This is a genomic window from Actinoallomurus sp. CA-142502, from assembly GCF_050936355.1.
Classification (GTDB): domain Bacteria; phylum Actinomycetota; class Actinomycetes; order Streptosporangiales; family Streptosporangiaceae; genus Actinoallomurus; species Actinoallomurus iriomotensis.
This window is the reverse complement of sequence record NZ_JBNJMY010000001.1, coordinates 10,069,746-10,093,914: the sequence shown is the minus strand read 5'-3', so window position 1 is coordinate 10,093,914 and position 24,169 is coordinate 10,069,746. Positions and strand designations below refer to the sequence as shown.

The 24,169-nt window shown below is 70.9% G+C and carries 22 protein-coding genes and 2 pseudogenes; 15 read left to right on the top strand and 9 right to left on the bottom strand.

What is annotated here, in order from left to right; translation table 11 throughout:
* Positions 1-234 precede the first annotated feature (234 nt).
* Positions 235-1,458, top strand: a complete 1,224-nt coding sequence (locus ACQEV1_RS47210) for a YbfB/YjiJ family MFS transporter (protein ID WP_433404074.1) — start codon at positions 235-237, stop codon at positions 1,456-1,458.
* Here the strand turns inward: ACQEV1_RS47210 and ACQEV1_RS47205 are convergent.
* From ACQEV1_RS47205 to ACQEV1_RS47185, 5 genes and pseudogenes are all read right to left on the bottom strand, one after another.
* The gene (locus tag ACQEV1_RS47205; RefSeq protein WP_433404071.1) at positions 1,408-1,989 is read right to left on the bottom strand and encodes a hypothetical protein; all 582 of its coding nucleotides are present in this window, start codon (positions 1,987-1,989) and stop codon (positions 1,408-1,410) included. The two genes, ACQEV1_RS47210 and ACQEV1_RS47205, sit on opposite strands and share 51 nt — an antisense overlap.
* Positions 1,990-2,189: 200 nt before the next feature.
* Positions 2,190-2,852: a DUF998 domain-containing protein gene (locus tag ACQEV1_RS47200; RefSeq protein WP_285635706.1), complete on the bottom strand. Its 663-nt coding sequence runs from the start codon at positions 2,850-2,852 to the stop codon at positions 2,190-2,192.
* A complete protein-coding gene (locus ACQEV1_RS47195) occupies positions 2,845-3,498 on the bottom strand; it encodes an SRPBCC domain-containing protein (protein WP_433404068.1) in 654 nt (217 codons plus the stop codon). The genes ACQEV1_RS47200 and ACQEV1_RS47195 overlap by 8 nt, the downstream gene beginning before the upstream one ends.
* Positions 3,499-3,597: 99 nt before the next feature.
* Complete coding sequence (locus ACQEV1_RS47190) at positions 3,598-3,771, bottom strand: hypothetical protein (RefSeq protein ID WP_433406217.1); 174 nt, start codon at positions 3,769-3,771, stop codon at positions 3,598-3,600.
* A gap of 28 nt (positions 3,772-3,799) precedes the next feature.
* Positions 3,800-3,952, bottom strand: a pseudogene (locus tag ACQEV1_RS47185) (MarP family serine protease); the annotation flags it as partial.
* Between the two features lie 37 nt (positions 3,953-3,989).
* On the opposite strand from ACQEV1_RS47185, the gene ACQEV1_RS47180 reads away from it, so the two are divergent.
* From ACQEV1_RS47180 to ACQEV1_RS47165, 4 genes are all read left to right on the top strand, one after another.
* Entirely contained in the window at positions 3,990-4,316 is a 327-nt protein-coding gene (locus ACQEV1_RS47180; RefSeq protein ID WP_433406215.1) for a hypothetical protein, read from the top strand.
* Positions 4,317-4,409: 93 nt separating this feature from the next.
* Entirely contained in the window at positions 4,410-5,294 is an 885-nt protein-coding gene (locus tag ACQEV1_RS47175) for a hypothetical protein (protein WP_433404064.1), read from the top strand.
* 215 nt (positions 5,295-5,509) lie between these two features.
* Positions 5,510-6,331 carry a helix-turn-helix domain-containing protein gene (locus tag ACQEV1_RS47170; protein WP_285635692.1) on the top strand — a complete coding sequence of 274 codons (822 nt, stop codon included), beginning with the start codon at positions 5,510-5,512 and terminating at the stop codon, positions 6,329-6,331.
* Positions 6,328-6,462 carry a DUF397 domain-containing protein gene (locus tag ACQEV1_RS47165; RefSeq protein ID WP_432705676.1) on the top strand — a complete coding sequence of 45 codons (135 nt, stop codon included), beginning with the start codon at positions 6,328-6,330 and terminating at the stop codon, positions 6,460-6,462. The genes ACQEV1_RS47170 and ACQEV1_RS47165 overlap by 4 nt, the downstream gene beginning before the upstream one ends.
* 18 nt (positions 6,463-6,480) lie before the next feature.
* On the opposite strand, the gene ACQEV1_RS47160 is transcribed toward ACQEV1_RS47165, so the two are convergent.
* Positions 6,481-7,719: a hypothetical protein gene (locus ACQEV1_RS47160; RefSeq protein WP_433404061.1), complete on the bottom strand. Its 1,239-nt coding sequence runs from the start codon at positions 7,717-7,719 to the stop codon at positions 6,481-6,483.
* Positions 7,720-7,886: 167 nt separating this feature from the next.
* On the opposite strand from ACQEV1_RS47160, the gene ACQEV1_RS47155 reads away from it, so the two are divergent.
* Entirely contained in the window at positions 7,887-8,540 is a 654-nt protein-coding gene (locus ACQEV1_RS47155; protein ID WP_433404058.1) for a hypothetical protein, read from the top strand.
* Between the two features lie 38 nt (positions 8,541-8,578).
* Here the strand turns inward: ACQEV1_RS47155 and ACQEV1_RS47150 are convergent, their stop codons facing one another.
* On the bottom strand, positions 8,579-10,414 hold the full coding sequence (locus ACQEV1_RS47150; protein WP_433404056.1) for an SUKH-3 domain-containing protein: 1,836 nt from the start codon (positions 10,412-10,414) through the stop codon (positions 8,579-8,581).
* 265 nt (positions 10,415-10,679) lie between these two features.
* Between ACQEV1_RS47150 and ACQEV1_RS47145 the strand changes: the two genes are divergently transcribed.
* From ACQEV1_RS47145 to ACQEV1_RS47125, 5 genes and pseudogenes are all read left to right on the top strand, one after another.
* A complete protein-coding gene (locus ACQEV1_RS47145; RefSeq protein WP_433404054.1) occupies positions 10,680-12,542 on the top strand; it encodes a cutinase family protein in 1,863 nt (620 codons plus the stop codon).
* Between the two features lie 74 nt (positions 12,543-12,616).
* Positions 12,617-14,059 (top strand): hypothetical protein, encoded by a 1,443-nt coding sequence (locus tag ACQEV1_RS47140; RefSeq protein WP_433404052.1) that lies wholly within the window; start codon positions 12,617-12,619, stop codon positions 14,057-14,059.
* A gap of 130 nt (positions 14,060-14,189) precedes the next feature.
* Positions 14,190-14,864, top strand: coding sequence for a TetR/AcrR family transcriptional regulator (locus ACQEV1_RS47135; RefSeq protein ID WP_285635677.1), 675 nt, complete (start codon positions 14,190-14,192; stop codon positions 14,862-14,864).
* Positions 14,861-15,598, top strand: a pseudogene (locus ACQEV1_RS47130) (AfsR/SARP family transcriptional regulator); the annotation flags it as partial. The gene ACQEV1_RS47135 and the pseudogene ACQEV1_RS47130, both read left to right, overlap by 4 nt.
* A 353-nt stretch (positions 15,599-15,951) precedes the next feature.
* A complete protein-coding gene (locus ACQEV1_RS47125; RefSeq protein ID WP_433404050.1) occupies positions 15,952-17,781 on the top strand; it encodes a tetratricopeptide repeat protein in 1,830 nt (609 codons plus the stop codon).
* Here the strand turns inward: ACQEV1_RS47125 and ACQEV1_RS47120 are convergent.
* Positions 17,714-19,888, bottom strand: coding sequence for a prolyl oligopeptidase family serine peptidase (locus ACQEV1_RS47120; protein ID WP_433404048.1), 2,175 nt, complete (start codon positions 19,886-19,888; stop codon positions 17,714-17,716). The genes ACQEV1_RS47125 and ACQEV1_RS47120 overlap by 68 nt on opposite strands.
* 418 nt (positions 19,889-20,306) lie before the next feature.
* Between ACQEV1_RS47120 and ACQEV1_RS47115 the strand changes: the two genes are divergently transcribed.
* Both ACQEV1_RS47115 and ACQEV1_RS47110 read left to right on the top strand, forming a co-directional pair.
* Complete coding sequence (locus ACQEV1_RS47115) at positions 20,307-20,870, top strand: carboxymuconolactone decarboxylase family protein (protein WP_285635670.1); 564 nt, start codon at positions 20,307-20,309, stop codon at positions 20,868-20,870.
* Positions 20,871-20,927: 57 nt separating this feature from the next.
* Positions 20,928-21,530 (top strand): TIGR03086 family metal-binding protein, encoded by a 603-nt coding sequence (locus ACQEV1_RS47110; protein ID WP_433404046.1) that lies wholly within the window; start codon positions 20,928-20,930, stop codon positions 21,528-21,530.
* A 29-nt stretch (positions 21,531-21,559) separates the two neighbouring features.
* On the opposite strand, the gene ACQEV1_RS47105 is transcribed toward ACQEV1_RS47110, so the two are convergent.
* Positions 21,560-22,156 carry a TetR/AcrR family transcriptional regulator gene (locus ACQEV1_RS47105; RefSeq protein ID WP_433404043.1) on the bottom strand — a complete coding sequence of 199 codons (597 nt, stop codon included), beginning with the start codon at positions 22,154-22,156 and terminating at the stop codon, positions 21,560-21,562.
* A gap of 85 nt (positions 22,157-22,241) precedes the next feature.
* On the opposite strand from ACQEV1_RS47105, the gene ACQEV1_RS47100 reads away from it, so the two are divergent.
* Both ACQEV1_RS47100 and ACQEV1_RS47095 read left to right on the top strand, forming a co-directional pair.
* A complete protein-coding gene (locus ACQEV1_RS47100) occupies positions 22,242-23,255 on the top strand; it encodes a saccharopine dehydrogenase NADP-binding domain-containing protein (RefSeq protein ID WP_433404040.1) in 1,014 nt (337 codons plus the stop codon).
* Between the two features lie 14 nt (positions 23,256-23,269).
* Entirely contained in the window at positions 23,270-24,145 is an 876-nt protein-coding gene (locus tag ACQEV1_RS47095) for an NAD(P)H-binding protein (protein ID WP_433404037.1), read from the top strand.
* The last annotated feature ends 24 nt before the right edge of the window (positions 24,146-24,169 follow it).

Genomic DNA, 24,169 nt, shown 5'->3' with positions numbered 1-24,169 from the left:
CTGGGAGGCTGCGCCTACCAGCAGGGAGGAATCCCGTCCTGGCGCCATCCCCGGTGAGCCCTGCATCGTGGGACGTGGGAGACACGACCGCACACGCCCCCCAACGGCTTCCCGTCGCCGCCCCCTGGCCGGGCGGGCAGCCGGCCCCCGGATGGCTTTCGCCGCGGCGCCTCCCGGCCGCGGCGGGAGCCACCCCCGCCACACCTGTCCGCATCGCATCGCCGAGGAACTCCCATGCGCTCCGCACCGCCGCAAGCGCGCGGCGTCACCCACGCCGGCGCGGCCCACTCGCCCCGGGCCCACATCGTCCACAGCGCCGCCGCGCTCGCGGCGGGCATGGGCGTCGGCCGGTTCGTCTACACGCCGATCCTTCCCCTGATGAACGCCCAGGCCGGCTTGTCGGCCGGGACCGGCGCGAGCCTGGCGACCGCCAATTACGCCGGTTACCTGGCCGGCGCCCTCGGCGGCATCCTGCTGCCGCGGCTGGTGCGCTCCTCGACCGTCCTGCGCTGCTCCCTGCTGGTCCTCGGCGCGTCCCTCGCCGCGATGCCGCTGACGCACGCGACCGCGCTGTGGCTGGCGCTCCGGTCGTGCGCGGGCGTGGCCAGCGCGTTGATCTTCGTCATCGCCGTGAGCTCGGCCCTCGACCACCTGCGCGACCACCCGGTACACCTGCCGGGCTGGGCGTTCGGCGGGATCGGCGCCGGCATCGTACTGTCCGGGCTGCTGGTGCTGACGCTGCGTTCGGTCGCGGACTGGCGCGTCGCGTGGTGGGCCGCCGCCGGGCTGGTCGTCCTGCTCACCGTCCCGTCGTGGAACCTGAGGACGGCACCCCATGCGGTGACTCCGGTACCCAGCGGGCGGGAGCGAGCGAAAGGCCGGCGCGCCTGGTTCAACGCCCTGTTCGCCTCGTACACGCTGGAGGGCGTCGGCTACATCATCGCGGGCACCTTCCTGGTCGCCGCGATCGAGCAGGAAGCCCCCGCCTGGATCGGGAGCGCGGCCTGGGCCCTGGTCGGGCTGGCGGCCGTACCCTCCTCCGCGCTGTGGGCGTGGCTGCATCGGCGCTGGTCACGCCCTGGTCTGCTGGTCGCCGCGCTCGCCGTGCAGGCGGCCGGTGTCGCCCTGCCCGCGCTGCTCGGCGGCGCGGCGGCGGCGTTGCTCTCGGCGATCCTGTTCGGCGGCACATTCGTCGGGGTCAGCACCCTCGCGCTCGCGGCAGGCGCCGACCTGCGGTTCCCGCGCTCTGTCGCGCTGCTGACCGCCGGTTACTCCGCCGGCCAGATCGCCGGGCCGCTGATCGTGACTCCTCTGCTTCACCACGGATACCGGGGCGCCCTCCTCGTGGCGGCCGCCGTGGTGTCGGCGGCCGCCGTCGCGGCCGGGTTCCTCCGGATCAGCGTTCGGTCAGGCGGCGGTCGGCTTGACGTAGGTGACCCTGACGTTCAGGTACGTTGATCGGCCGTAGTCGTGGCCGCGGATGGCGAGCACGTTGCAGCAGTCCAGGACGTTCGCCGGGACGACGACGTTGATCGCGCCGGCCGCGCAGTTACCGCTCTTGGCCGTCTGCACGAGCTCGCCGTTGAAGAAGACCTGCGCGTCGTTGTCGACCGTCCCCTCGATACGCACCTGCTGCGCGTCCCGCGGGATGTGGACCCAGTGGCGCACCAGGATGTCGGTGTTCACCGCCCACGGCGTCTTGACGTGGGCCGGGTTGTTCCAGGCGCAGCCGGCGGTGACGGTGCCGAAGCCCTCCTGCCCGGTCGGCCAGCCGCTGTCGTCGAAGTGCCGGCGGTAGAACAGGGGCTGGTCGGCCGCGGGCGGCACCTGGAGGTACCTCCAGTCGGTGCTGTTGAAGCCGAGTGCCGTGACGACGGTCTGCCGCGCTCTGGCCGGAGAGGCGGACGCCGGCGCGGACATCCCCGCCGCGGCCAGCAGCGAGCTCGCCGCCAGCACGGTGGGCAGGAGACGCGATGAATTCGTGAGCATGACAATTCCCCCGGTAATCACTATTAGCCTGATTTCTCGGCCAGTGGCGCCCTCTTGACGCGGTCACTGCACGCCACGGCGGTGAAAGCAAACCATGCCCCCAATGCCCGTGAACAGATCTCCTATTGCAAAGATCGACATGGCTTTGGGGAATGAATTCCATGTCGCGTTCGGAGCCGAATTTGAGGAAATACTGGAGATTACCGGTCGGCCCGCCGTCGCTGGTGCGCGGCCAGGAGCGAAGTCCAGGCCAGGATGAGCCCCATCGCGATGGCGAAGGCGACGTTGGCCGCGCGGGCGGCCTGGAGCGCGAAGACCGACATCCAGGCCGCCAGGAAGATCGCGCCGGTCACTGTGCTGAGAGCCGCCCAGCCGCGGCGGCCGGCCGCGGCGAACCGCCGGGCGAACACGAAGCACGCGCAGATCAGGGCGAGAAAGGCGATCCCGGCGACGAGGAGGTGCAGCGTGCCGTGCCAGCTCATGGTCGTGGGCGGGCCGGTCGGCGTCCCTGGTGGAAAGCCGTCGGCGGGGTCGGCCGAGAAGACCGCCGCGGCGACCATGCCGGAGCCGAAGACGCCGACCAGCGGCGGTCCCCAGCGGCCCGGACCCGGCACCCGGTAGAGCCCGATCGCGTATGCCACGAACAGCAGCCCGCTGACCGCGAACGTGGCGATCTGGATCCATCCCCGGTCACCGTTGCTGAGCATGCTCGCCGAATGCCGGCTGATGTCGAATCCGGCCCTGGTCGCCATCTGCAGCACCACCATGACGATGTAGAGCGGGCCGGCGACGATGCCACAGGTCAGCAACGCTCTCGTCGATCCGGCGACCGCGCCGGGCGCCCTGCCGGTCGCCTCAGCCATTGTCGCCCTCGCTGGGCGCGTAGTGGTGCACTCCGAACGCGACGGCCACGGCGAGGTCCTCGTCACTGGTTCCCCAGGCGGCCTGGATCGCGGCCCCCCAGGCATGGCAGCTGCGGGTGGCGAATTCCCTCGCCTCGGACCTGGTGCCCCAGGTGGCGGGGTCGAACTCCACGTCGTGCAGGAAGAGGTCGAGGCCGAGCAGTGCGAGGTCCCAGCCACAGCCGATCCCGACTGTGCCCCCGGGGCCGTAGGTGCGTACCAACTCGTCGACGATCTCGGCGGGCGACGCGTGCTCCAGCTCCAGAATCGCGCCTCCCTCGCCATCGGGCGCGAGGCGGACCTCGACCTCGGTTTCCATGCCCTCCCCGAGACACCAGGTCACCTTGAGCAGGCGAGGCTCCTCACAGTGCAGGATCTCTCCGCCGGCGTTGTTCCTGAGCCGGTAGGTGCCGCCGAGCCGCAGGTCGCCCTCGATCGGGGCCAGCCATCGGCCGATTCGGCCGGGGTCGGTGCAGGCGTTCCACACGTCCTCGACCGGGGCGTCGTAGCCGCGGCGCAGCAGCAGTGACCGCCCTTCGCCGGTGGCGACCGGCAGGTCGCCGATCTCCCGGTGGGTGGCATTGACCTGGCTGACGATGTCGATCACGTATCTACCTCGCTCTTCGTCGAAGGTGGTCCGCCGGCCGGTGCGGGCACCAGACAATGCCAGGCTGTGCTTATATAAGTCAACCTTGAATATACGAGATCAGTCCGAGTAGGGACCGGTGGAAACGGCGGTGACCGGGGTCGTGCCCGCCCGGGCCTGGGAGCTCAGCTCCCGCGCGGTGAGCGCGAAACTGCCCTGCGCGCTCCCGAGATCGGTCGCGAACACCATGGCGGACACGTTGCCGTCCGTGGTGACGAGCGGTCCGCCGCTCATTCCCCGGGTGATTCCGGCGGACTCCGACATCGCCCACGCGAGCGTTCTCCTGAAGGCGCAGGGCCGGTGCCGTCAAACCGGGCACCCGGAGAACGGCCAGGTCCCGTTCCGGGTCGAATATCACCACGGTCGCCGCGAAGGACCGGCCCGGGCCGTCGTTGACGGTCGGGGCGCCTTTCATGCCCGCCAGGACATGCGCGGGCGTCAGGACGTGTTCCGTGGCGTACACGAACCCGCTCCCGGCGAGGCGCCGGCCGCACGAAGGCGCGGTCCCCATCACCTGCACGACGCGCGCGCGGGCGGCGCTGACCGCCGGTGAGGCGGTGACGGCGCTGTCCGGCGGCCCGGTCACCGGCGCCGAGCGTACGGCCGTCGCCCCCGACGGGTGGCACCGCTCGCCGCCCGGCAGCCACACGACCGCCGCGACCGCGAGTGCCGCGAGCAACACCGTGCCAAGGGCGAGGGCGAGCAAGAGGAAGCGGGACCGGACCCGGTGGCCCGCGGGCGGCTCGGGCCGCCACGACACCTCGTCGATCACGCGTTGACCCGAGGGCTCCGAGGTGTCGGGGCGGTGTCCGAAAGATCACGGTGTTCGCCGCCGCTTGTCGCGTCGGTCCGCCGGTGCCACCGTGGACGACATGGCAGGCGAGCGCACGGGCTGTCGGGTTCGGATGTCGAGCGAGGTCCGCGACTGGCTGGCGACTCTGCTGGCCGAGGACCGCCAGGTGGGTCGGACGGTCGGCGAGGCCGTGACGGTCCTGTTGGAGAGTGGTTTCGGGGCACCGTTCGTCCTTCCGCTGGAATCCGCGCTGCGCGGGCAACATCCCGGGATCGCGCTGGATCACTGCTACCAGCGTCAGCTTCGGCTTCTGCGGGGGGTGCGCCGGAGCCTGGCCGACCTGGCCACCGCGCGTAAGCGACTGGAGCTGCGGATCGGTCAGGAGGTTACGGCCGACGCGCGTCGACGGTACGAGGACCTGGTGGCGGAAGAAGTCCGGGCGACCCTGTTCTCGCAGCGGGTACAGGCGAGAGTGGATGCGTTCCGTGCTCGCAAGGAGGTCGTGAAGGCGGGGTACACCGCGGCGCTGGCCAACCGGACCCTCGACGAGGCGTTCGCGGCCTTCGACGAGTCGTACGTGTCCGGCCGGGCGGCCGATGAGGTGGCGCCGGCCCATGCCGCCGCCGACGAGATGCTGCGCGCCGCCGCCGAACTGGAGCGGCAACTCGGTGCGGACACCCAGCCTGAGATCAGTGAGCTGCGGCTTGAGGCATCCGACCTGCGCCTGCTGTTCGCGGTCACGCCATCGGACACGGCGGTGCTGCTGGTCGTGGGAATCGGTCACGACGATTGGGGCCAGTGGTACGCGGAGGCGCTACAGCTGGCCCAAGCCGAACTCGAACTCCAGGACGACGACTTCACCGGCTACGACCTGGCGGCCTTCCTCTCCGAGTACTTCCCCGGCGAGGAGGCGGCGGTCCGGGCCGGCGCCGCCCGGCTGATCGAGCCGAACCGGGCGGGGTAGTTCGTGTGGAGAATCGGCATTGCCTCGGCGGTCGGCGTCCTTGTGCGGGCGCGCGAACATTCGGAGAAAAACGACTTTTCGCGTTGATCGTATTGCGCGAAATCACCGTGAACTCTCTCCGGCATCGCCTGTGGAAAACTTATGCACCCTCGGTTATGCCGCGTTACGATATGTAGAGAGCGACCGCCCCCCGGCTGACAATTTGGAGATTCCTTATGCCAGCACAGACTGAAGCCTACGAAGCTCCGGCGATCCGTGCCTACGGCATTATTCTGAGATCGTGGCGGGAGCGCGCCAATCTCACCAAGCTCGAACTCGCGGAGACCCTCGGCTACACGCCGCAGCTCATTGGCCAGCTCGAGGCCGCGAAGAACATTCCCTCCGAGAAGTTCAGCGAGGACCTCGACACCTTCTTCAAGACCGGCGGCCTCTTCGTCGAGCTCTGGAAGCTGATCAAGGACACGCGCCATCTCATCGCCCTGCCCCCGGGCTTCTCCAAGTACCTGGAGCTGGAGGCCGCAGCCGCCAGGACCTATACCTTCGAAGCGCTACTGATCACGGGACTCTTCCAGACCGAGGCCTACGCACGCGCGATCATGAGCTCGTTCATGGCTCCCGACGTCATCGACGAGGCATTGCAGGCGCGGATGGACCGAAAGCGCATTCTCGACCGCCCGAACGCACCTCGGATCTTCTTTATCGTCGATGAGCAGGTGCTCCGTCGCATCATCGGTTCACCCGAGATCGTGAGAGAGCAGCTTGCCTACTTACTCGAGCTCAGCGAACGACCTAACATAAACATTCAGGTGCTGCCCGAGGACACCGAGCACTATGTGGCGTACTCCGGTAGCTTCACGATCCTCGGCTTCGGTGACGAGCCCGACATCGCCTACATCGAAGCAGCAGGTCAGGGCAATCTAATCGCGAGCCCGGCGTCTGTCGCGAACTGCGCCATGAGGTATGACTTGCTCCGAATCCATGCGTACTCTGTAGCTGAGACACGGCGTGTCATCCGGAAGGCTATGGAGAGCATATGAAGACTCCGGACCTGTCCACCGTCCAGTGGCGTACGAGCGAATACAGCGGCGCTGAGGGAGGGCAGTGCGTCCAAGTGGCCATTCTGCCTGCATGTGATTCGTCAGATGCGGAGGCGGTTCGTCCGGCCTAGGTCCGGGGCTGCGCGTGGTCAGGGGGTGTGGCTTGGGGTGGGCTGCCCGGCCGGCGGGTTGTTCGCTCGGGTGGTCAGTTCGGTGAGCAGGGGTGTGGGATCGAACGCCTCCTGTGCGCTGATGCTGCTGATCACGTGGTGCTCGTCCCAGTAGGCGATCTTGATGAACGACCCGGGGACCGAGTTCCAGAAGCGGTCCACCCGCGGATCGGTCACGTTGCAGGAGCCGTGGACGGTCTTGCCGGGCGCGGCGAGGGGCAGCTTCGCGACGCAGTCGCCGACGGCCCTCTCGCTGCCGCCGGACATCGACCTGCTGCCGTAGACCGTGACGTCGACACTGGCCTGTACGGACCGGTGCTCGTCCGACTGGTTGTGGCCGGTCACCTTGATGTGGCAGTTCCCGCTCCGGCAGTGTGACGGCAGGTCCACGTTGTCCACGTTGAAGTCCGTGGAGAAGCCGCTCTCGATGACCATCGTCTTCGGCAGCGTGCGGGCCTGGGCGGCGAGTTCCGTGTACGCCGCTCGGGCGTCCTGGACGCTGCCGGCCCGTACCGACAGAGTGGACTGTTTCACCGGGGGGTCGTAGTCCTCCTTCTCGCCGGGCAGGCCGACACCGGTGTAGGCGACGAGGGTGTGCGGGGAGGACGCGGACGCCCAGAACGTTCCCGCGGGGAGGGACTGCGAGTCGTCGGGGATGAAGCGCGCCGCTCCGGACGGTACGTCCGACGGGGTGGGCAGCGGCGTCGTGGTCTGCGTCGGCGGCGCGGGGGTCCACGGGTCGCTCACGGGCGAGACCTTGAGCGCGCTGCCCAGTTTGCGCGGGGACAGGTCGCCGAGCGCGGCGCCCCAGACACCGCTGCCCTCGTCCACCCATCGGCCGGCGTAACGCGCGACGTCGGCGGCCTTGGTGTCGCCGTGCCGCCAGTACGCCTTGCCGGCCTTGAGGAACACCCGCGACCCGTCGACGACGATGACCTGCGCCGAGTCGCCCTTGTCGGTCACGGTGCCGATGGCGTCACCGTCGCCCATGGCGCGCAGGTCGAGCGTCAGCGACTGGCCGTACGCCTTCCAGGAGCCCGTCCAGTGCAGCAGCGGCACCGCGGTGACCGCCGTGCCGACGTCCACCATCGTCAGCGGTCGCGGCGGTGCCTTCTTCCTGCCGCCCGAACAACCGGTGATCCCCACCACGCCCGCAGTCGCCAGTGCCACCGCGGCCCGCACGCGCTTCCCGTGGCGGACCTGGCCACCTGTATTCATTTCGCCCCAGCCTTCCCGAAGACCCGACCAGGGTCGTCGCGGCCGGAAGCCTAATGTCCTGGGCTCGGAATTCGTCGGCGAGACGAACGCCGCGCGCTGGTTGGTGAGAATCCGTGCACGGAATGGCGAGAACGCCGCCGCGACGTGGATCAGGGCACACTGGCCGCGTGCGGATCGTGGTCGGTGGCGACAATCTCCCTCTCGCCGAACGCATGGCCAGGTTGAGCCGGGCGTACGGCGCGGAGGTGATCAAGGCGGGCGACGGGTTCCCCGCGCTGATCGAGACGGCCGAGCGGGAGCGGCCCGACGTGGCCGTGACGACGGTGCGCCGGGCGTACGCGGATCTCGACAAGGTACTCACGGTGCTGGACCTGCGGCGCCGGAACCCGGGGACCGGGTTCGTGCTCCTCTCACCGATCGCGGACGTGGCGTACACGAGGGAGCTCCTCACCGCCGACGGCGGCGTCGGATACCTGCCGGAGAGAAGTCTCGGTCGGCCCGCCGACGTCGTCCTCGCGCTCCTGCGCGTCGTTTCGGGCGAGTTCGGCCTGGACCAGGCGGTGATCGGGAATCTCATCAGTTCCACCTGGGGGACGGAACTGCGAAGGCTGGGCAGGGTGGAGCGTGAGGTCGTGGATCTGCTCGCCGCGGGCTGGCCCGATGACGTGATCGCCGCGCGGCTGTGGTTCGAGGAGGCGACGGTGGTCAGGCTCGTCGGTGAGATCTTCGAGAAGCTCGGCCTGGAGCCGGCGGCCGATCCGGCGCGCCGGGCCAGGGCCGTGCTGGCGCTCGCCGCCGGTCGCCCGCGTCCGCCGTCCTGACCTCGGTCGGCGTACGGCCCGCGCCCGCCGTTCCGACCTCAGTCGCGGAGCGCGTCGGCGAGCAGGATCGCGTGGATGTCGTGGGCCAGGTCGGTGAATCCGATCCGACCGTACGCGTGGCGGTGGGCGGTCTCGTCGAGCCTTCGGAGGAGCCGGCTCTCGGCGCCCGGGACGTCGGGGGTCGCGAACCAGCCCTCGTCGGCCACGCTGATCCGCAGAGCAGGAGCCGCGGCGCCCGTGCTCACCACCAGCCGGCCGTACGGGTCGTCACGGTCGACGTCCTTGCGTTCGAGCACCCGCAACCCCCGGCCGCGTAGCGCCCGGTCGAGTCTCCGGACGGCGTTCGCGAGCCAGTCGATCAGCTCGTCCCGGAGGTAGGTGTTCCGGTCGGCGACGAGGTAGCCGCGCCGTCCGTCGCCGAACGCCGCCGTCCGGGTCCACCGAAGGTCGAACGGCGCGTCGCCGTTCAGGGAGAACCACGTGCGGATGTCGTCGGGGCTCGGCGGGCCGAGTTCGCGGCCGAGCGGGCTGAGCCGCCGGAACGCTTCGGGACGTACGCCGGCGATCTCGACCGCCCGCTCGGCGAGCCACGGGGAGACGTCGGTGCCGCGGACCGCGGCCCGGCGCCAGCCCAGTTCGCGTGCCAGTGAGCCGTCGGCCTCCGCGATCGCGGCTTCGATCCGCGGGAATCCGGTTTCCAGCGTCCATTCGGGATCGCCGGCGTCCAGGCGGAAAGAATCGCCGGTGAGCCTGAAGGCGGTGTCACTGTTGAAGGGATACCACCGAGGGTTGAGGCGGGTCCATTCCCAGGTGCGAGCGCCGGCCTGTGGGCGGCCGTCTCCGCGGGCGATCTCCGGAGCCGGCTCTTCGCTCAGGACGCGTTCGAGTGCCGAGCCGAGATCCCGGCCGAGGAGGTACCAGGCGTTGTCGTACCGGGCGAGGATCCGTCCGGTCTCGTCGGTGAAGAGCCGGCCGACGCCGTAGTCGTACCGCCGGCCGAGGACGCCGCCGTCGACCTCGATCAGGCCGATCGGGAAGAGCCGCGTCCCGAGGTCGTCGGCGAACCTCGTGTACTCCACCGGATCGATCCATGGCTCCAGTGGGAGGAAGTGGATGTGGCATCCAGGCTCGGCCACGTCGAGCAGGCCGAACTCGGTCAGGAGCTCGACGGCGGCGGGGAAGACCTCATGACGGCGGCCCTGGATCCCGTCCCTGGCACAGAACTCGGTGAGCCAGCGCGTCACGTGCGCGCCCGCGTCGCGTCCCGGCCGCCAACCCGCGTTCGTCAGGAGGAGCCCGACGTCGAAACCGAAGGGGGAGTCGTCGCTCACCAGCTCGTCCATCCGATCCGGGTCGTACGGAACGGTGGGCGGGTCGTTCGCCCAGCCCGACCGGTCGATCGGGCACTGGTCGAGGGACCGGAGGTAGAACTCATCCGCGATGTCCCGATGGGCGCGAAGGGCGGATCGCGCCTTAGCGACCACGGCCGGTGAGACGGGGGCGCACCGGTGTCCGGCGGCGGCGATGTGGTCGAGGAACTCGGGCTGCGGCGCGTGGTGGTGGGCGATCAGGTGGTACGCGCAGCCGTCCGACCAGATCCAGGTGCCGTCGGTGTAGTAGGACAGCGGAACGCCTTCGGCCGAGGCGGCCGGATCCTCGTCGTCGAACAGGGTGAACAGCCACGCCTGGTCTCGTTCGAGCACCTCCGCCCCCCGCAGGTAGCGGACGATCCGGGCGCGTTCGGCGGCGTCGTCGATGACGGCGCGGGAACGCCCGTGACGCGCCGCGTCGCCGTCGAACCGATGAACCTCCTCGGCGAAACAGAATTCTCCGAACGCGGAGGACAGGACGGATATCGCGTCACCGTCGGCCATGCCGCAATGGTAGGGAACGGCGCATCACGCGCTCTACGTAATTGGTGTGTCATCGGGATTTCAACGGGCCTGACTAACTTCGCAGCGAAAAGACGGTGCCCGCGTTCTCCACCCCGGTTCACCGCGAACCGTCATGTCGTCGACCGCGGTCGACGTCCCCTCCTTTGCCACCCTCCGGCGCGCCCGGCCGACCCCTCCCGTGGCGCGCCAAAGTCCCCCGACAGCAAGGAAGGAAGCAGTGCACTTCATGTCGAACGCGAGAAGAGTGAGAAGGTGGCGCGCCCGACGGCTGGGTCTGGCGGCGCTGGCCGTCACTGCGGCCGGCGCGACCGTGGCGGCCACCACCCTCACCCCGCAGGGAACGGCCCACGCCGATGCCGAGGTCACCTGCAGCCCGGTGAAGCTGGTCTCGGTACCCGGAACCTGGGAGATAACCCCCTCCGCGGATCCGAACGCCGCGACGGGCATGCTGAAGGGCGTCACGGACCGCCTCGAGCAGCGGTTCGGCTCGCGGGTCTCCACGTACACCGTGCCGTACGACGCCCAGGCCTTCACCCAGAACGAGACCTACGCCGACTCGGAGCAGGCGGGCCTCAAGGCCGCCAAGGCCGCGGTCACCAAGATCTCTCAATCCTGCCCGGGCACCAGGTTCGTCGGCGTCGGTTACAGCCAGGGCGCGGACATCGTCGGCGATCTCCTCGCCCAGATCGGGAACGGAAACGGCCCGGTCCCGGCGTCCGACCTCATCGCCGGCGGCAACCTGGCCGACCCGCAGAAGGGCACGGACGGCGAAGTCGTCCTCGGCAACGACCTGCCCGGCACGCAGGGCCTCCTCGGTCCGCGCAAGGGCGGGTACGGCGCCCTGAACGGAAAGGTGGCCGAGGTCTGCCTCAAGGGCGACCTGTACTGCGCCTCGCCGAAGAACAACCACCTGACGCTGGCGCTCGGCGCCGTGCTGGGCAATGTGGGCCTCACCAACCTGCTGGCCGGCGCCAACGACGATCTCAGCCAGTCGCCCGACCCCAGCAAGACCGACGACCCGGACAAGAAGGAAGACGGGCCGAACCCCGACCTCAGCCTGCTGCCCGCCGGCATCAAGAAGCTCGCGGGTCAGGCGAAGCACAAGAACGCCAAGGGCGCCGAGAAGACCGCGACCGACCTCACCGCTCTCGTCCAGCCCGTGCAGGCGCTGGCCAAGCTCGCCTCCAACCCCTTGCTGGTGAACGCGCTGCTGGCCAACCCGCAGACGCATGACGCCGGCCAGGTGCTGCAGACCCTCGGGCAGATCGACATGGTCGGGCTCGCCGGCGACCTCGACAAGGCGACCACCGCCGCGTCCAACAACGACCTGGACTCCCTGGCCTCGGTCGCGGCCGACGCCACCAGCAAGATCGCGCCGCTGGCGGGTGTGCCGACGGGCCAGGTGGCGCAGGTCACGGCGGTCCTCCTGGCGCTCCAGCCCACCCACCTGCTGGGGCAGGCCAACAACATCCTCAAGCTCACGAAGATCGACTTCGCCGGCATCACCAAGGCCGCCGAGGCGCTCCCCGAGCAGATGAAGAAGGGCGACGTCAAGGGCACCTTCCGCTCGGTGAACGCGATCGAGGACCGGCTCATGCCGCTGGCCCAGATCGCCAACGACATCGACTTCAAGGCGCTCGGCGCGGCGCTGGAGCTGATTCCCGACCAGAACGCCCAGCTGGTCGGTCAGGCGCTCATCGTCCTCGACCGGGTCAACTGGACGCGCATCGTCCGTGACCTGCGCAAGATGCAGACCGCTGTGGAGAAGTTCGACCCCCGGCACCCGCCGGTCATCGACCAGAAGCACCCGGTGAAGTCGCTGAACAACGTGTTCGGCGTCAACGTGCTCGGAATGCTGCCGCAGGTCCTCGACCTGGGGGAGCACGGCCTGCAGGTGGCCGGGCTCAAGCTGCCGAACGGCACCCTCAAGCAGCTGGTCAAGGAGGACCTCACTCCCCAGCACGTGGCGAGCGAGGGTCTCCAGGTCGCGGTCTTCTACGCCTCCAGCGTCCACACCGCGTACGGCGACACCTCGGTCGACGGTACGGACAAGCCGGCCGTGGAGACGCTCGCGGACTGGCTGGGCGAGCGCATAGCGACCTCCTGATACCAGGCGTCCCCGGCCGTCCAGAGCAGCGCGGCCGGGGGCGTCTGCCCCTTTCCCCTCCAGAAGAGAAGACGATGAAATACCTGAAAATCGGGGTCGCCGTCGCCGGGGCGGCGGCGACCGTCGCGGCCGTGACCGTGGCCGCGCTGTCCCCGGCGCAGCACACCGCCGGAACCGTCGCCGCGAGCACGGTGAGCTCGGACAGCGCCAGTGCGCTCCGCGCGTCGATCCTCGACGGCTCACTGTGGCGCACGCACAAGGTGGTCAACTCGTGCGCGGGTCCGAAGAAGTACCGCATCGGGTGCGACTTCGGGCTGGTCGCGGCGTCCGGTGACGCGTCGAAGCCCGCGAGCACCACCGAACCGGCCGGCCTCGGCCCGTACGACCTGGCGCGCGCCTTCCACCTGCCGGCGGGCAAGGGGAAGGGCGGGACCGTGGGCATCGTCACCATGGCCCACCATCCGAGCCTGGAATCGGACCTGGCCGCCTATCGCAAGCAGTACGGGCTCCCGGCCTGTACGGCCGCGAACGGCTGCCTGAAGGTCGTCGGCGAGAACGGCGGCAAGCCGCCGGCGACGACCGTCCGGCTCCCGCTGCTCTCGCAGCTCGCGCAGAGCTACACCCTGGAAACCGCCATGGACGTCGAGATGGTGTCCGCGGCCTGCCCGAACTGCAAGATCCTGGTCGTCGAGCAGCCCATCGAACCGGCATCGATCGCGGCCGGCGCGGCCGGCTTCCCGCAGCTCGACGCCCAGCACGAGGCCAACGCGACGAACACGGCCATCAAACTCGGCGCGGACGCGGTGTCCATCAGCTACTTCATCGGCAACGGGATGCAGAGCGACATCCTCACGGAGGGCGCGCTGCCCGAGCGCATGCACCACCCGGGTGTCCCGATCCTCTCGGCAGCGGGTGACCTGGGCTTCCTGGGCACCAAGCCGAAGGATCAGAACTGGCCGCAGCAGCTGCCCTTCGTGATCTCGGCGGGCGGGGTGGAGCTGACCTCGGCCGACGGCGGCCAGACCTTCACCAAGAAGGCGTGGGGGAAGGTGGAGGGCGGACAGAAGTACATGTCCTCCTCCAGCGGCTGCAGCACGACCCTGCCGCCCGCGAACCGGCAGCCGGCGTCCGTGGCAAAGCTCTGCCAGGGGCATCGCGCCACCACCGACATCTCCGCCGCCGCGAGCGGCCTGACGATCTACGACACCTACTGGCCGACCGCGAGCGCGGACCCGGTGGGCGGATGGGGTGTCGGCGTGGGCACCAGCGCCGCGTCGCCGTACCTCGCGGGCCTGTTCGTCCGGGCCGGCGCCGCCAAGAAGGTCAGCGGCCCGAACACCATCTACCGGGCGCCGCGCGGCGCGATCGAGGACGTCACCACCGGCTCGAACATGGAGAACGGCGCGGAGGGCTGCGGGGACGCCCCGACGGTGCTGTGCGTGGCCGGGCCCGGCTGGGACGGGCCCACCGGAGTCGGCGTGCCGAACGGTCTGGGGGCCTTCCGGCCGGCCTCGTGACAGCGGGCCGGTGCTCTCTCGCGGAGTACCGGCCAGTACGGCCCACAGGCCGGTGCTCCCCGCAGAGCACCGGCCTGTGTTTTTCCGGATTCTCTATTGAACGAGCGGTCAATACTGCTAGTTTGCCGACATGGTCAGGGTTCGACTCGATACGGACCAGCGGCGTGAGCAGCTTCTGCGCGTTGGCATAGAGCTGCTCGGCACGCAGCCGGTGGAGACGCTGTCGGTCGGCACGGTCGCCCGTGCGGCCGGTGTCTCGAAGGGGTTGCTGTACCACTACTTTCATGACCGGGAGGAGTTCCTCGTGGCAGTGGTGCGGGCGGCGACGGAGGAGCTCGTCGCCGCCACGGAACCGGACGTCTCCCTGCCGCCGCTGGTGCAGCTCGAGCGCGCCATCGACGGCCTCATCACCTACGCCGAAGAGCACGCCGTCGGTTACGTCGCGCTCGTCGAAGGGCGCATCGGCATCCCCGGCGTCGCCGAGGTGACGAAGGCCCAGCGCGAGCGAAGAGTCGAGAGCTTCGTCGAGCACCTCGCGCGGATGAGCCCGGCGGACCCGCAGACCGTACGCGGCTCGGCGGTGCTGCGGACCGCCATCGACGGGCAGCTCACCTTCCTCCACCAGTGCGTCCTGCGCTGGCTCGAACAACGGGACATGGACCGCGCGACGCTGCTTCGCTTCCTGGTGAACGCCTTCCTGATGGCGATGCTCGCGGCGAACTCCGTCGACGCCGGTCTCCAGTTCGACGTGCTGGGCGCCTCCCCTCCGTTCCAGGCGGACGTCGCCGAAAGTGGGAGAGCATGATGGGAACGCTCCGGCAACTCCGGTTCACGGTGCTCGGCCCGGTACGGGCCTGGCTCGGCGACGTCCCGCTGGACCTGGGACCGGTCCGCCAGCAGGCCCTCCTGGTCGCCCTGATGCTGCGGCCGGACGCCACGGTCAGCCGGCAGGAGCTGCTCGACGGGATCTGGGGCGCGGAGCCGCCGGGCACCGGCGGCAAGGTCATCCCGGTCTATGTGCACCGGTTGCGCGAGCGCCTGCGCGCCGCGGGCGCCCAGGACACCGTGATCAGCCGCGACCGGGGCGGATATCGCTTCGTCAGCGAGGGCGCCCGGGTGGACACCGCGCGGCTGGAGGAGATCGCCGTCGAGGCCGCCTCGGCGCGGGCCTCCGGCGACCTCCGCGCCGCGGTGGACACCTGGTCCCACGCCCTGAAGCTGTTCCACGGTGAGCCGCTGAGCGGGCTGCCCGGGCCGTTCGCGGAGGGGGAGCGGCTGCGGCTGACCGAGCGCCGCATCGCCCTGCTGCAGGAGAAGCTCGAATGTCAGCTGCGGCTGGGCCGGTACGCCGAGGCGGTGAGCGAGCTGTCCGCGTTGACGGCGACGCACCCGCACAGCGAGTCGCTGGCCGCGCTGCTGATGCGTGCCATGTACGGAAGCGGCCGGCAGGCGGACGCGCTGTCGGTGTTCACCCAGGTACGCGGCCGGCTGGTCGACGACCTGGCGGTCGAGCCGGGCGAGGAGCTGCGGCGGGTGCACCAGGCGGTGCTCCGCGGTGACGACGCGTTCCTTCTCGGCGACGCCCCACGGCGCGCGCCGGCCGAGGCCCCCCTGGCGACGGCTCCGGCGGCGCCGTCCGCGCCGGGTCACCGCCGGCGCAACGAACTTCCGGGCGACGTCGGCGAGCTGACGGGCCGCGCCCGGGAGATCGCGCTCCTGACCGCGCCGTACCGTACGGACGCGGTGTCGGTCCTGGCGGTGGACGGTGTGGCGGGCGTCGGCAAGACGGCGCTGGTGGTGCGCGCCGCGCGGCTGCTCCAGGAGGGGTATCCGGACGGCTGCCTGTTCGTCGACCTGCACGGGCACAGCGCCGACCGGAGCCGCCGGCCCCGATGCGGGTGCTGCGGCGGCTGCTGCGCGCGGTCGGCGCCGACGACGAGTCGGACGACCTCGACGAACTGGCCGCGTCCTGGCGCGCGGCGACCGCCTCGACGCGGTCCCTGCTGGTGCTCGACGACGCGGTCGGCGCCGAGCAGATACGCCCCCTGCTGCCCGCGGGGGCGGGCAGCAGGGTGCTCGTCACCAGCCGCCGGCGGCTCGCCGGGCTCGACGTGGACCAGCGGGTCTCGCTGGGACCGCTCGACCTCGACGAGGCCGGAGAGCTCCTCGCCCGCTTCGTGGGCGACGCGCGTGCCTACCAGGAGCCGGAGGCGGTGCGTCAGCTGGCCCGGCTGTGCGACCGGCTTCCGCTGGCCCTGCGGATCGCTGGGGCGCGGCTGCAAAGCCGGCCGATGTGGACGTTCGAGTACCTGGTGGCCCGGCTGTCCGACGACGAACGCCGCCTCGGCGAGCTGACCGCGGAGGACCGCAGCGTGGAGGCGGCGTTCCGGCTCTCCTACGACCACCTCCCGCCCTGCACCCAGCGCGCGTTCCGCGCGCTGGGGCTGTCGCCGACGGTGGAGTTCGACGGGCTGACGCTGGCCGCGATGCTCGGCTGGTCGCGGCACGAGACCGAGCACGCCCTGGAGAGCCTGGTCGACGCCAGCCTCCTGTGGCAGCCGACCGCGGGCCGGTACCGGCTGCACGACCTGGTCGCGGCGTACGCACGGCGGCTCGCGGCCGAACACCCGGCCGAGGTCACCGCGGCCCGTACCGGCGTCTTCCGGCTCTACGTGACCGCCGCCCGATGCGCGAACGGCTACCACCGCGAGGATCCACCGGCCGGGCCGGCCCCGGACTTCCTGCCCTTCGCCGACGCGAAGGACGCGGCCTCCTGGCTGGACGCGGCGGCCGGCGAGATCGCCGACGTGGCCGCGCACGCGGCGGCCGTGGGTCACGTGGACGAGGCCTGCCTGATCGCCGACAGCCTGATCGACTACCTCGTCCGGGAGGGCCGCTACCATGAGTGCCGGGCGGTCGCCGAAACGGTGCTGCCGCTGGTCGAGGCGTCCGAGAGCCGGCTGGCCTCGTCACTGCGGACCTGCCTCGGCATCGCGTACGGCCTGCAGGGCGACTACGAACAGGCGTACGCCTGGTTGAACGACGCCCTGGCCATCAGCGGTCGCTCGGGTGACCTGCGGGAGCAGGCACGAGCGCTGGGAGTGCTGGGCACGGTCGCCCGATGGGCGGGGCGGACCTCCGAGGCGCTCGCCCGGCTGACCAAGGTGCTGGACCTGGCCGGGCCGCTGGGCGACGACTGGCTCGTCGGCATGGCCACCTGCAACCTCGGCGCCGCCTACCAGCAGCTCGGCCGGTACGACGAGGCCCTCGAACACTACGCGCGCTCCCTCCGGCTCGCCGAGAAGATCGGCAGTCCGCGGGTCATCGGCAAGACGCTGAGCCACATCGGCAGCCTCCACATGGACCGCGGCCGGCTGGCCGAGGCCATCGGACCGCTGCACCGGGCCGCCGACCTGGCCGGGGAGATCGGCGACCTGCCGCAGCAGGCCGCCATCCTGACCCGGCTGGGCATGACGGAGGAGGGGCTGGGCAACACCGGCGCGGCCCTCGAACTCCACCGCCGGGCGCTGGCCGCGGTCCGCGAGCAGACCAACGTCGGCCTCGAGGTGGAGATCCGGAACCGGCTGGGCGGCAGCCTTCTCGCGACGGGCGACCTGGACGAGGCGCGCGAGCAGTTCGAGGCGGTGCTGGCCCTCAGCGAGACCGCCGGCAGTCCCGAGCAGCTCGCCGGCGCCATCGAGGTGCCCGGCCGTTGGGCGTAGCGGCCGTCCGCCGTGACGCCGGCCCGTCCGGGGACAGGCCGGTGTGCTCTCCGGCGAACGCCAGGATGTCCGCGGTCAGGGCGCGTTCCCGGCTCGCGGGCGAGGCCGCGTGGGCGGTGTCGGGTTCGCGGCGCATGAGGACCGGCCGGTCACTGCTCGTGGCGTGCTGGAGGGCCGCGCACATCTTGCTGACGTGCGCCTCGCCGGTCTGCAGGTCGGTCACCGCACCGGCGAGGAGGAACGCCGGGTAGGGCGTTCCGGGCCTGAGGTTGTGGTATGGGGAGTACCGGAGCAGCCAGCGGAGCTGGTCGGGGTGGGAGGCGGTGCCGAACTCCTCGGTCCAGGTGTGGCCCAGCCCGAAATGTTCGTAGCGCACCATGTCACAGAGCGGGCCCGCGGCGATGACCGCGGCGTACAGGTCGGGTCGCTGGGTGGCGGCGGCGGTGACCAGCAGCCCGCCGCCGGACACGCCGTAGCTCGCCAGCCGGCCCGGCGTGGTCCGGCCCGTCTCGACGAGCCAGGCCGCGGCGTCGTTGAAGTCGCTGATCGCCCGGTGTTTGCGCGGCCCGCGGCCGGCCTCGTGCCAGTCCTCGCCCGCCTCGCCGCCTCCGCGCACGCAGGCGACCGCGTACGTGCCGCCGGCGCTCACCCAGGCGGCCGCCAGCGGGAAGAACCAGGGCCGCATCGGCATGCCGAAGCTGCCGTAGCCGTACAGGAGCGTCGGGCGGGGACCCGGAGGTTCCTCCGCCGGAGTGAACAGGAACAGGGGGATCTCCGTACCGTCGCTCGCGCGGTAGGTGACGCTGCGGCCGCGGATATTCGGCGCGTTCCCGGTGATCGCGGCGCCGGCCTCCTGTTCCAGGGTCCCGTCGGCGGCGTCGTAGCGGTAGATGACGGGCGGCGTGGCCACGTCGCAGTAGCCGAACCAGGCCCGCCGCCCGTACGGGAGGTTCGTGCGCAGGGACGACACGACGCCCGCGCCGGGCAGGGGCAGCCGGCCGAGCGGCCGGCCGTCGGCCAGGTCGTGCGACGTGACGGTGGAGATTCCGTGCCGGGCGCGGGCCACCAGCAGGACGGGGCGCGCGAGCGCCGGGTCGTCCAGGACCACGCACTCGTCCAGCGGCGCGTCCGGATCCTCGGGGACCAGCGTGCGCCACGCCGCCGGGTAGGTGGCGTGCCGGTCGGTCACGCAGATCCGGCCGCACGGCGCCTGGTAGTCGGTGACCAGCAGCAGGTCGCCGCCCGGGAGGAAGCGGGGGAGCACGCGGGCCCGCGTCGTACGCCCGTCCACCACCCTGACGAACCGCGGGGCCCGCGGGTCGACGAGCTCGGCCACGTACACATGGTTGGGCGAGGCGGGCCCGGCCATCGCGGTGATCGCCAGGTGACGGCCGTCGGCGCTGACCGTGAGCCCGTAGTAGTGGTCCGGGGTGTCGGGGTCGCCGAACACGACCGTGTCGTCCTCCCAGCCCGTACCGATCCGGTGCAGCCGCACGCGCCGGTGCAGGCGCGTGTCGCCGGGGGCGAGCTGATCGTCGGGAACGCGGCTGACGTAGTAGAACTCCTGCCCGCCCGGAAGCCAGGCGAGCGAGGTGTTGCGGGCGTGCGGCAGCGGTCCGTCCAGCGTCGCGCCGGTACGGGCGTCCAGCACGAGGATGTCGCTGCCGGGCTGCTCGGCGACCTCCAGCTGGACGGCCACGCGTTCGCCCTCGCGCGACGGCCACCAGTCGTACAGGCCCGTGTGGCCGGTCGGGTCGATCTCCGCCGGGTCGACGAGCACCCACCGGTTCCCCTCGGCGTCGACGACCAGCAGTCGCCGTTGCTCGTCCTCGCGCCGCTGCTCGGCCAGGAACCTGACCCCACCGCGCACGGTGGGCGGCTCCGACACGCCGAAGGACGAGACCTCCTCCACCAGCGACGCCCACGACCCCATCCCGGACCATCCGGCGCGATACGCGCGGAACAGCCGATCCTGGGCCGACGCCCAGTCCCGTACGCCCGTGTCGTGGCCGTCCTCCAGCCACCGGTAGGGATCGGCGATCGACAGGCCGAACAGAGTCTCCACCACGTCGCCGCGCCGAGCGGCCGGATAAGAAAGTCGCGCCACCAGCGCCCCCCGTCCCCTCATGGGCCGAGGTACCGCGGCCGGTGAAACCCGCGGTACCTCGACGCGTTCAGCTAGGACTCGCCTCGAAGAATGTCCTGCTGCCAGCCGCGAACGCCTCCGAAGCGAGGAGCCGGACCGGTCGAGCTATAGGGCAGGTATCCATTCATGACAGCCTCCCGGATCCCCATAGGAAGCCCGAAAAGGGCAATTACGTTGACAAACATCCCCGTGGGTGCGATCGATAAACGGGTGGGCTTTCTCAATGGTGGGCAAAGTAATGGCCGAGTAGATCGCCGGTAAATCGTTGCGCAGGCTCGCTTTTCCGGCTCTCCGGCCGGGTGCCGGTTTACTGAGAAACCTCTGAGATCTCGTCGTTAACCTCGCGTCCGGATGTTGCCCCCGTGGAGGTGGAACCGCGATGCCCTTTCTCTCCTCGCTTCCCGACGCCGCCGGCGTCCTGGACGTCATGAAGGCCTTCCCCGAGGCCTCCGCGCCGCTGGTCGACTACCACGAGGTGGTGCTGCGCGGCCCCTCCGCGCTGTCGGTCGGCGAGCGCGAACTGATCGCCGCCTACGTCTCCGGACTGAACGCCTGTCACTACTGCCACGGGGTTCACGGGGCGGTCGCCGAGGCGTTCGGCGTGGAAGAGGGCGTGCTGGCCGCGTTGCTGGCCGACGTCGAGTCCGCGCCGGTACGCGACGAGCTGAAACCGTTGTTCGCGTACGTGCGCAAGCTGACCCTGACGCCGAGCGGCATGACCGACGCCGACGCCGACGCGGTCTTCGCCGCCGGCTGGGAGGAGAAGACCCTCTTCGACGCGGTGTCGGTGTGCGCCCTGTTCAACTTCATGAACCGCCTCGTCGAAGGGCTGGGCGTCAAGGCCCCCGACGACGGCTACTTCGCCGTCGCCGCCCGGCGCCTGACCTCCGGCCGCGACTACACCGGCTACCGGCGGCTGATCGCCGACGACCCGGAGACCTGAGCCCTGACGTCGGATACCTGCCAGCCGTTTCGCCGATGGGCGACCACACTGCGGCCCATGTCCGACTTCTCTGAAGGGCTGGTCGACCGGTTCGCCGGGACCAGCGCCGGGTTCGAGCGGAGGCTGGGGGCGGTTCGGCCCGCACAGTGGCGCCGGCCGACTCCCTGCACCGAGTGGAACGTACGTCAGCTGGTCAACCACATGACGCGAGGCAACCTCGGCTACGTACGGCTGCTGCGGGGCGGTTCCGGAGAGGAGTTCCTGCGGCTACGGGACGCCGACGCGTTGGGCGCGGATCCGGTGGGCGCCTACGTCCGGTCCGTCCGGGAGTGCGCGGAGGCGTTCGCCGCTCCCGGGGCCTTCCAGCGGCTCTTGGACTACCCGCTGGGAAAGGTGACCGGCCGCCAGGCCCTCGCGGTCAGGACGACCGACACCGTCATCCACACGTGGGACCTCGCACGGGCCGTCGGCGCGGACGAGACGCTCGACGACGGCCTGGTCGCGTGGATCGACGACTTCCTCGAAGAGATCTACGCCGGTCTGGTGGAGACTCCCACCGCCGCCGAGACGACGCACCGGTTCTTCGCCCCTCCCGGAACGCTCGGGCGGGAGGCGTCCCGGCAGGACCGGCTGCTGAACCGCATGGGCAGGGTCGTGTAGGCGCACAGCGGCCTCGGCCGGGCGAGTCCTCAGCGGGCGAGGGAGCCGAGCAGGCGCTCGGCCTCGGCGGCGACGACGGGGAGGGCCCTCACCGGATCGTCGGAGCGGGCCAGCAGCATCCCCGCCTCACAGAGCGCGCCGAAGATCAGCTGGCAGCGGGCCGGCAGGTCACCGTCGATCATGGCCCCGTCCGCGGCGGCGTTCATTCCCTCGGTGAGGACGCGGAGCGTGTGGGCGTACTCGATCTCGCGGACCTGTTCCCAGCCGAGCACCGCCGGGCCGTCCAGCAGCACGATCTGACGGAACGCCGGGTTCAGGCAGTGTTCGAGGAAGGTCCGGCATCCCCGGAGCAGCGCGGACCACGAGTCGGGTTCCCGCGCGGCGGCCTGCCGCAACGCGTCGGCGATCTGCCGCTGCTCCTCCACGAACACGCTGCGGAACAGTGCGGCCTTGCCACGGAAATGGTGGTACGCGGCGCCCTTGGTCATCCCGGCCGCAGCGGCGATCGCCTCGATCGAGGTGGGGGCGTAGCCGTCTCGGCCGAACAGCTCCTGGGCCGCCGCGACGAGCTTGAACGTCGTCGCGTCCGAGCGTTCGGCCTGCGTGCGGCGAGGCTGGCGAGGCAACGGCGAACTCCCTTGACAGTGCGATCTATTCGTACGTACGTTCGATACATCAGTTACATACTCTCGGTATGGAAGTGGGATGGTCATGACCGCACCACTCATCGCAATCTACGGCGCGACCGGGCACACCGGGCGGCTGGTGGCCGCCGAGCTGATCGATCGAGGACAGGAGATCGTGCTGGCCGGCCGCGACGCCGTGGCCCTCGGAGCGATGGCCGGTGAGCTCGGCTGCCGCGCCGTGACCGCGCCGCTGGACGACCGGGAGGCGATCCGCGGGCTCGCCGAGAGCGCCGACGTGTTGATTCACTGCGCCGGGCCGTTCTCGGTGACGGGTGACCCGGTCGCCTCGGCCGCGGCCGAGGCGGGCTGCCACTACATCGACCACGCCGTCGAGCCGCACCACGTCAAGCGCCTGTTCGATACGCACCAGGCCACGGCACAGCGCACCGGAGCGATCATGATCCCTTCGCTGAGCTTCTACGGCGGCCTGGGTGACCTGCTCGCGGGCGCCGTCACCGAGGGAATGGCGGACGTCGGCCGGGTGACGGTCGCGTACGCGGTCACCGGCTGGCGGATGACCACCGGGGCGCTGGACACCGCCCGGCAGCTCTTCGCGGAGACCGTGCGGATCGGCTTCTCCGACGGTGCGCAGCAAGTGGGCTACGTGGAACCGCGCAACGCGGTCTTCCCCTTCCCGCCGCCGGTCGGCCCTCGGTCGATGATCGCCCCCGTTCCCTTCCCCGAGGCCGTGACCGTGCCCCGGCACGTCCCCGCGCGTGAGGTCGAGGCGATGCTGACCGCGCGGACGTTCGAGGAGGAGCCGGTGTTCACCAGCGAGGACGCCGACGTGGAGACCAGGGCGCGGACCGAGTTCACCGTCGCCGTACAGGCGCTGGGCGAGCACGGCGACCGCGCCGGCCACCTGAGCGGACAGGATCTGTGGCGGGCCGCCGCACTGGCGTCGGTGATCGGCGCCCTGCGGCTGACCGGCGGAGAGGCGCCCGCCAAGAGCGGGGTGCTCAGCCCCGGCGAGGCGTTTCCCGCGGCACCCTTCCTCGCGACGCTCGAACGGCTCGGCGCCCTCACCGTCACGTTGTGAGAAGGGACCAGGCGATGACACCGATTCTCGTGACCGGAGCGGCCGGCGGCCGGCAGGGCTCCACCGGCCGGCACGTGACGCGGATGCTGCTCGATCGCGGGCAGGCCGTACGGGCGTTCGTGCGTACCGACGACGCGCGCGCCGCCGAGTTGCGCGCGATGGGTGCCGAGGTCGTCCTCGGCGACCTCCGGGAGATCGCGTCGGTGATCCCGGCCGTACAGGGCGTGCGCCGGGCCTTCTTCACCTACCCGGTGACCGACGGGATGCTCGACGCCACGGCCGTCTTCGCCGCGGCGGCGCGACAGGAGGGCCTGGAACGGGTCGTCGACGTGTCACAGCTCGCCGCGGACCCGGGCGCCGGCACTCCTCACATGCGCCGGCACTGGGTGTCGGAACAGGTCTTCGAGCGGGCCGGCGTCGGCGCCATCCACCTGCGGGCGGCCGTCTTCTTCGAGAACCTGGCCGTCCTCGCGGACGCGAGCGACGGGGGCACACTCGAGCTCCCGTTCGGGTCCGCCGAGACCACGCTGCCGCTGATCGCCGGGACCGACGTCGCGCGAGTGGCCACGGGCCTGCTCACCGGGCCGGACGGTGAGCTGGATCCGGTGTGTCGGCTGACCGGCGACGTCATGACCATCGGCGAGGCGGCGAGGGCCTTCGGGCTGGAGTACGCCGACCAGGACCCGCAGCGGTGGCGGCACCGGGCGACGGCTCTGTACGGGGACGCCACCGTGGTGGAGCACCTGTCCCATCTGTGGGACCTGTTCCGGGCGATCGGCGGTGGCCACGAGCTCTACCAGGTGACCGAGGCCATCGAGCGAATCGGCGGGTGTCCCCCAAAGACCCTGCACGACTTCACCGCGACCCGGCCCCGGCCGGTCACCCGATGAACGACGGGCACGCCGGTCGCCTCC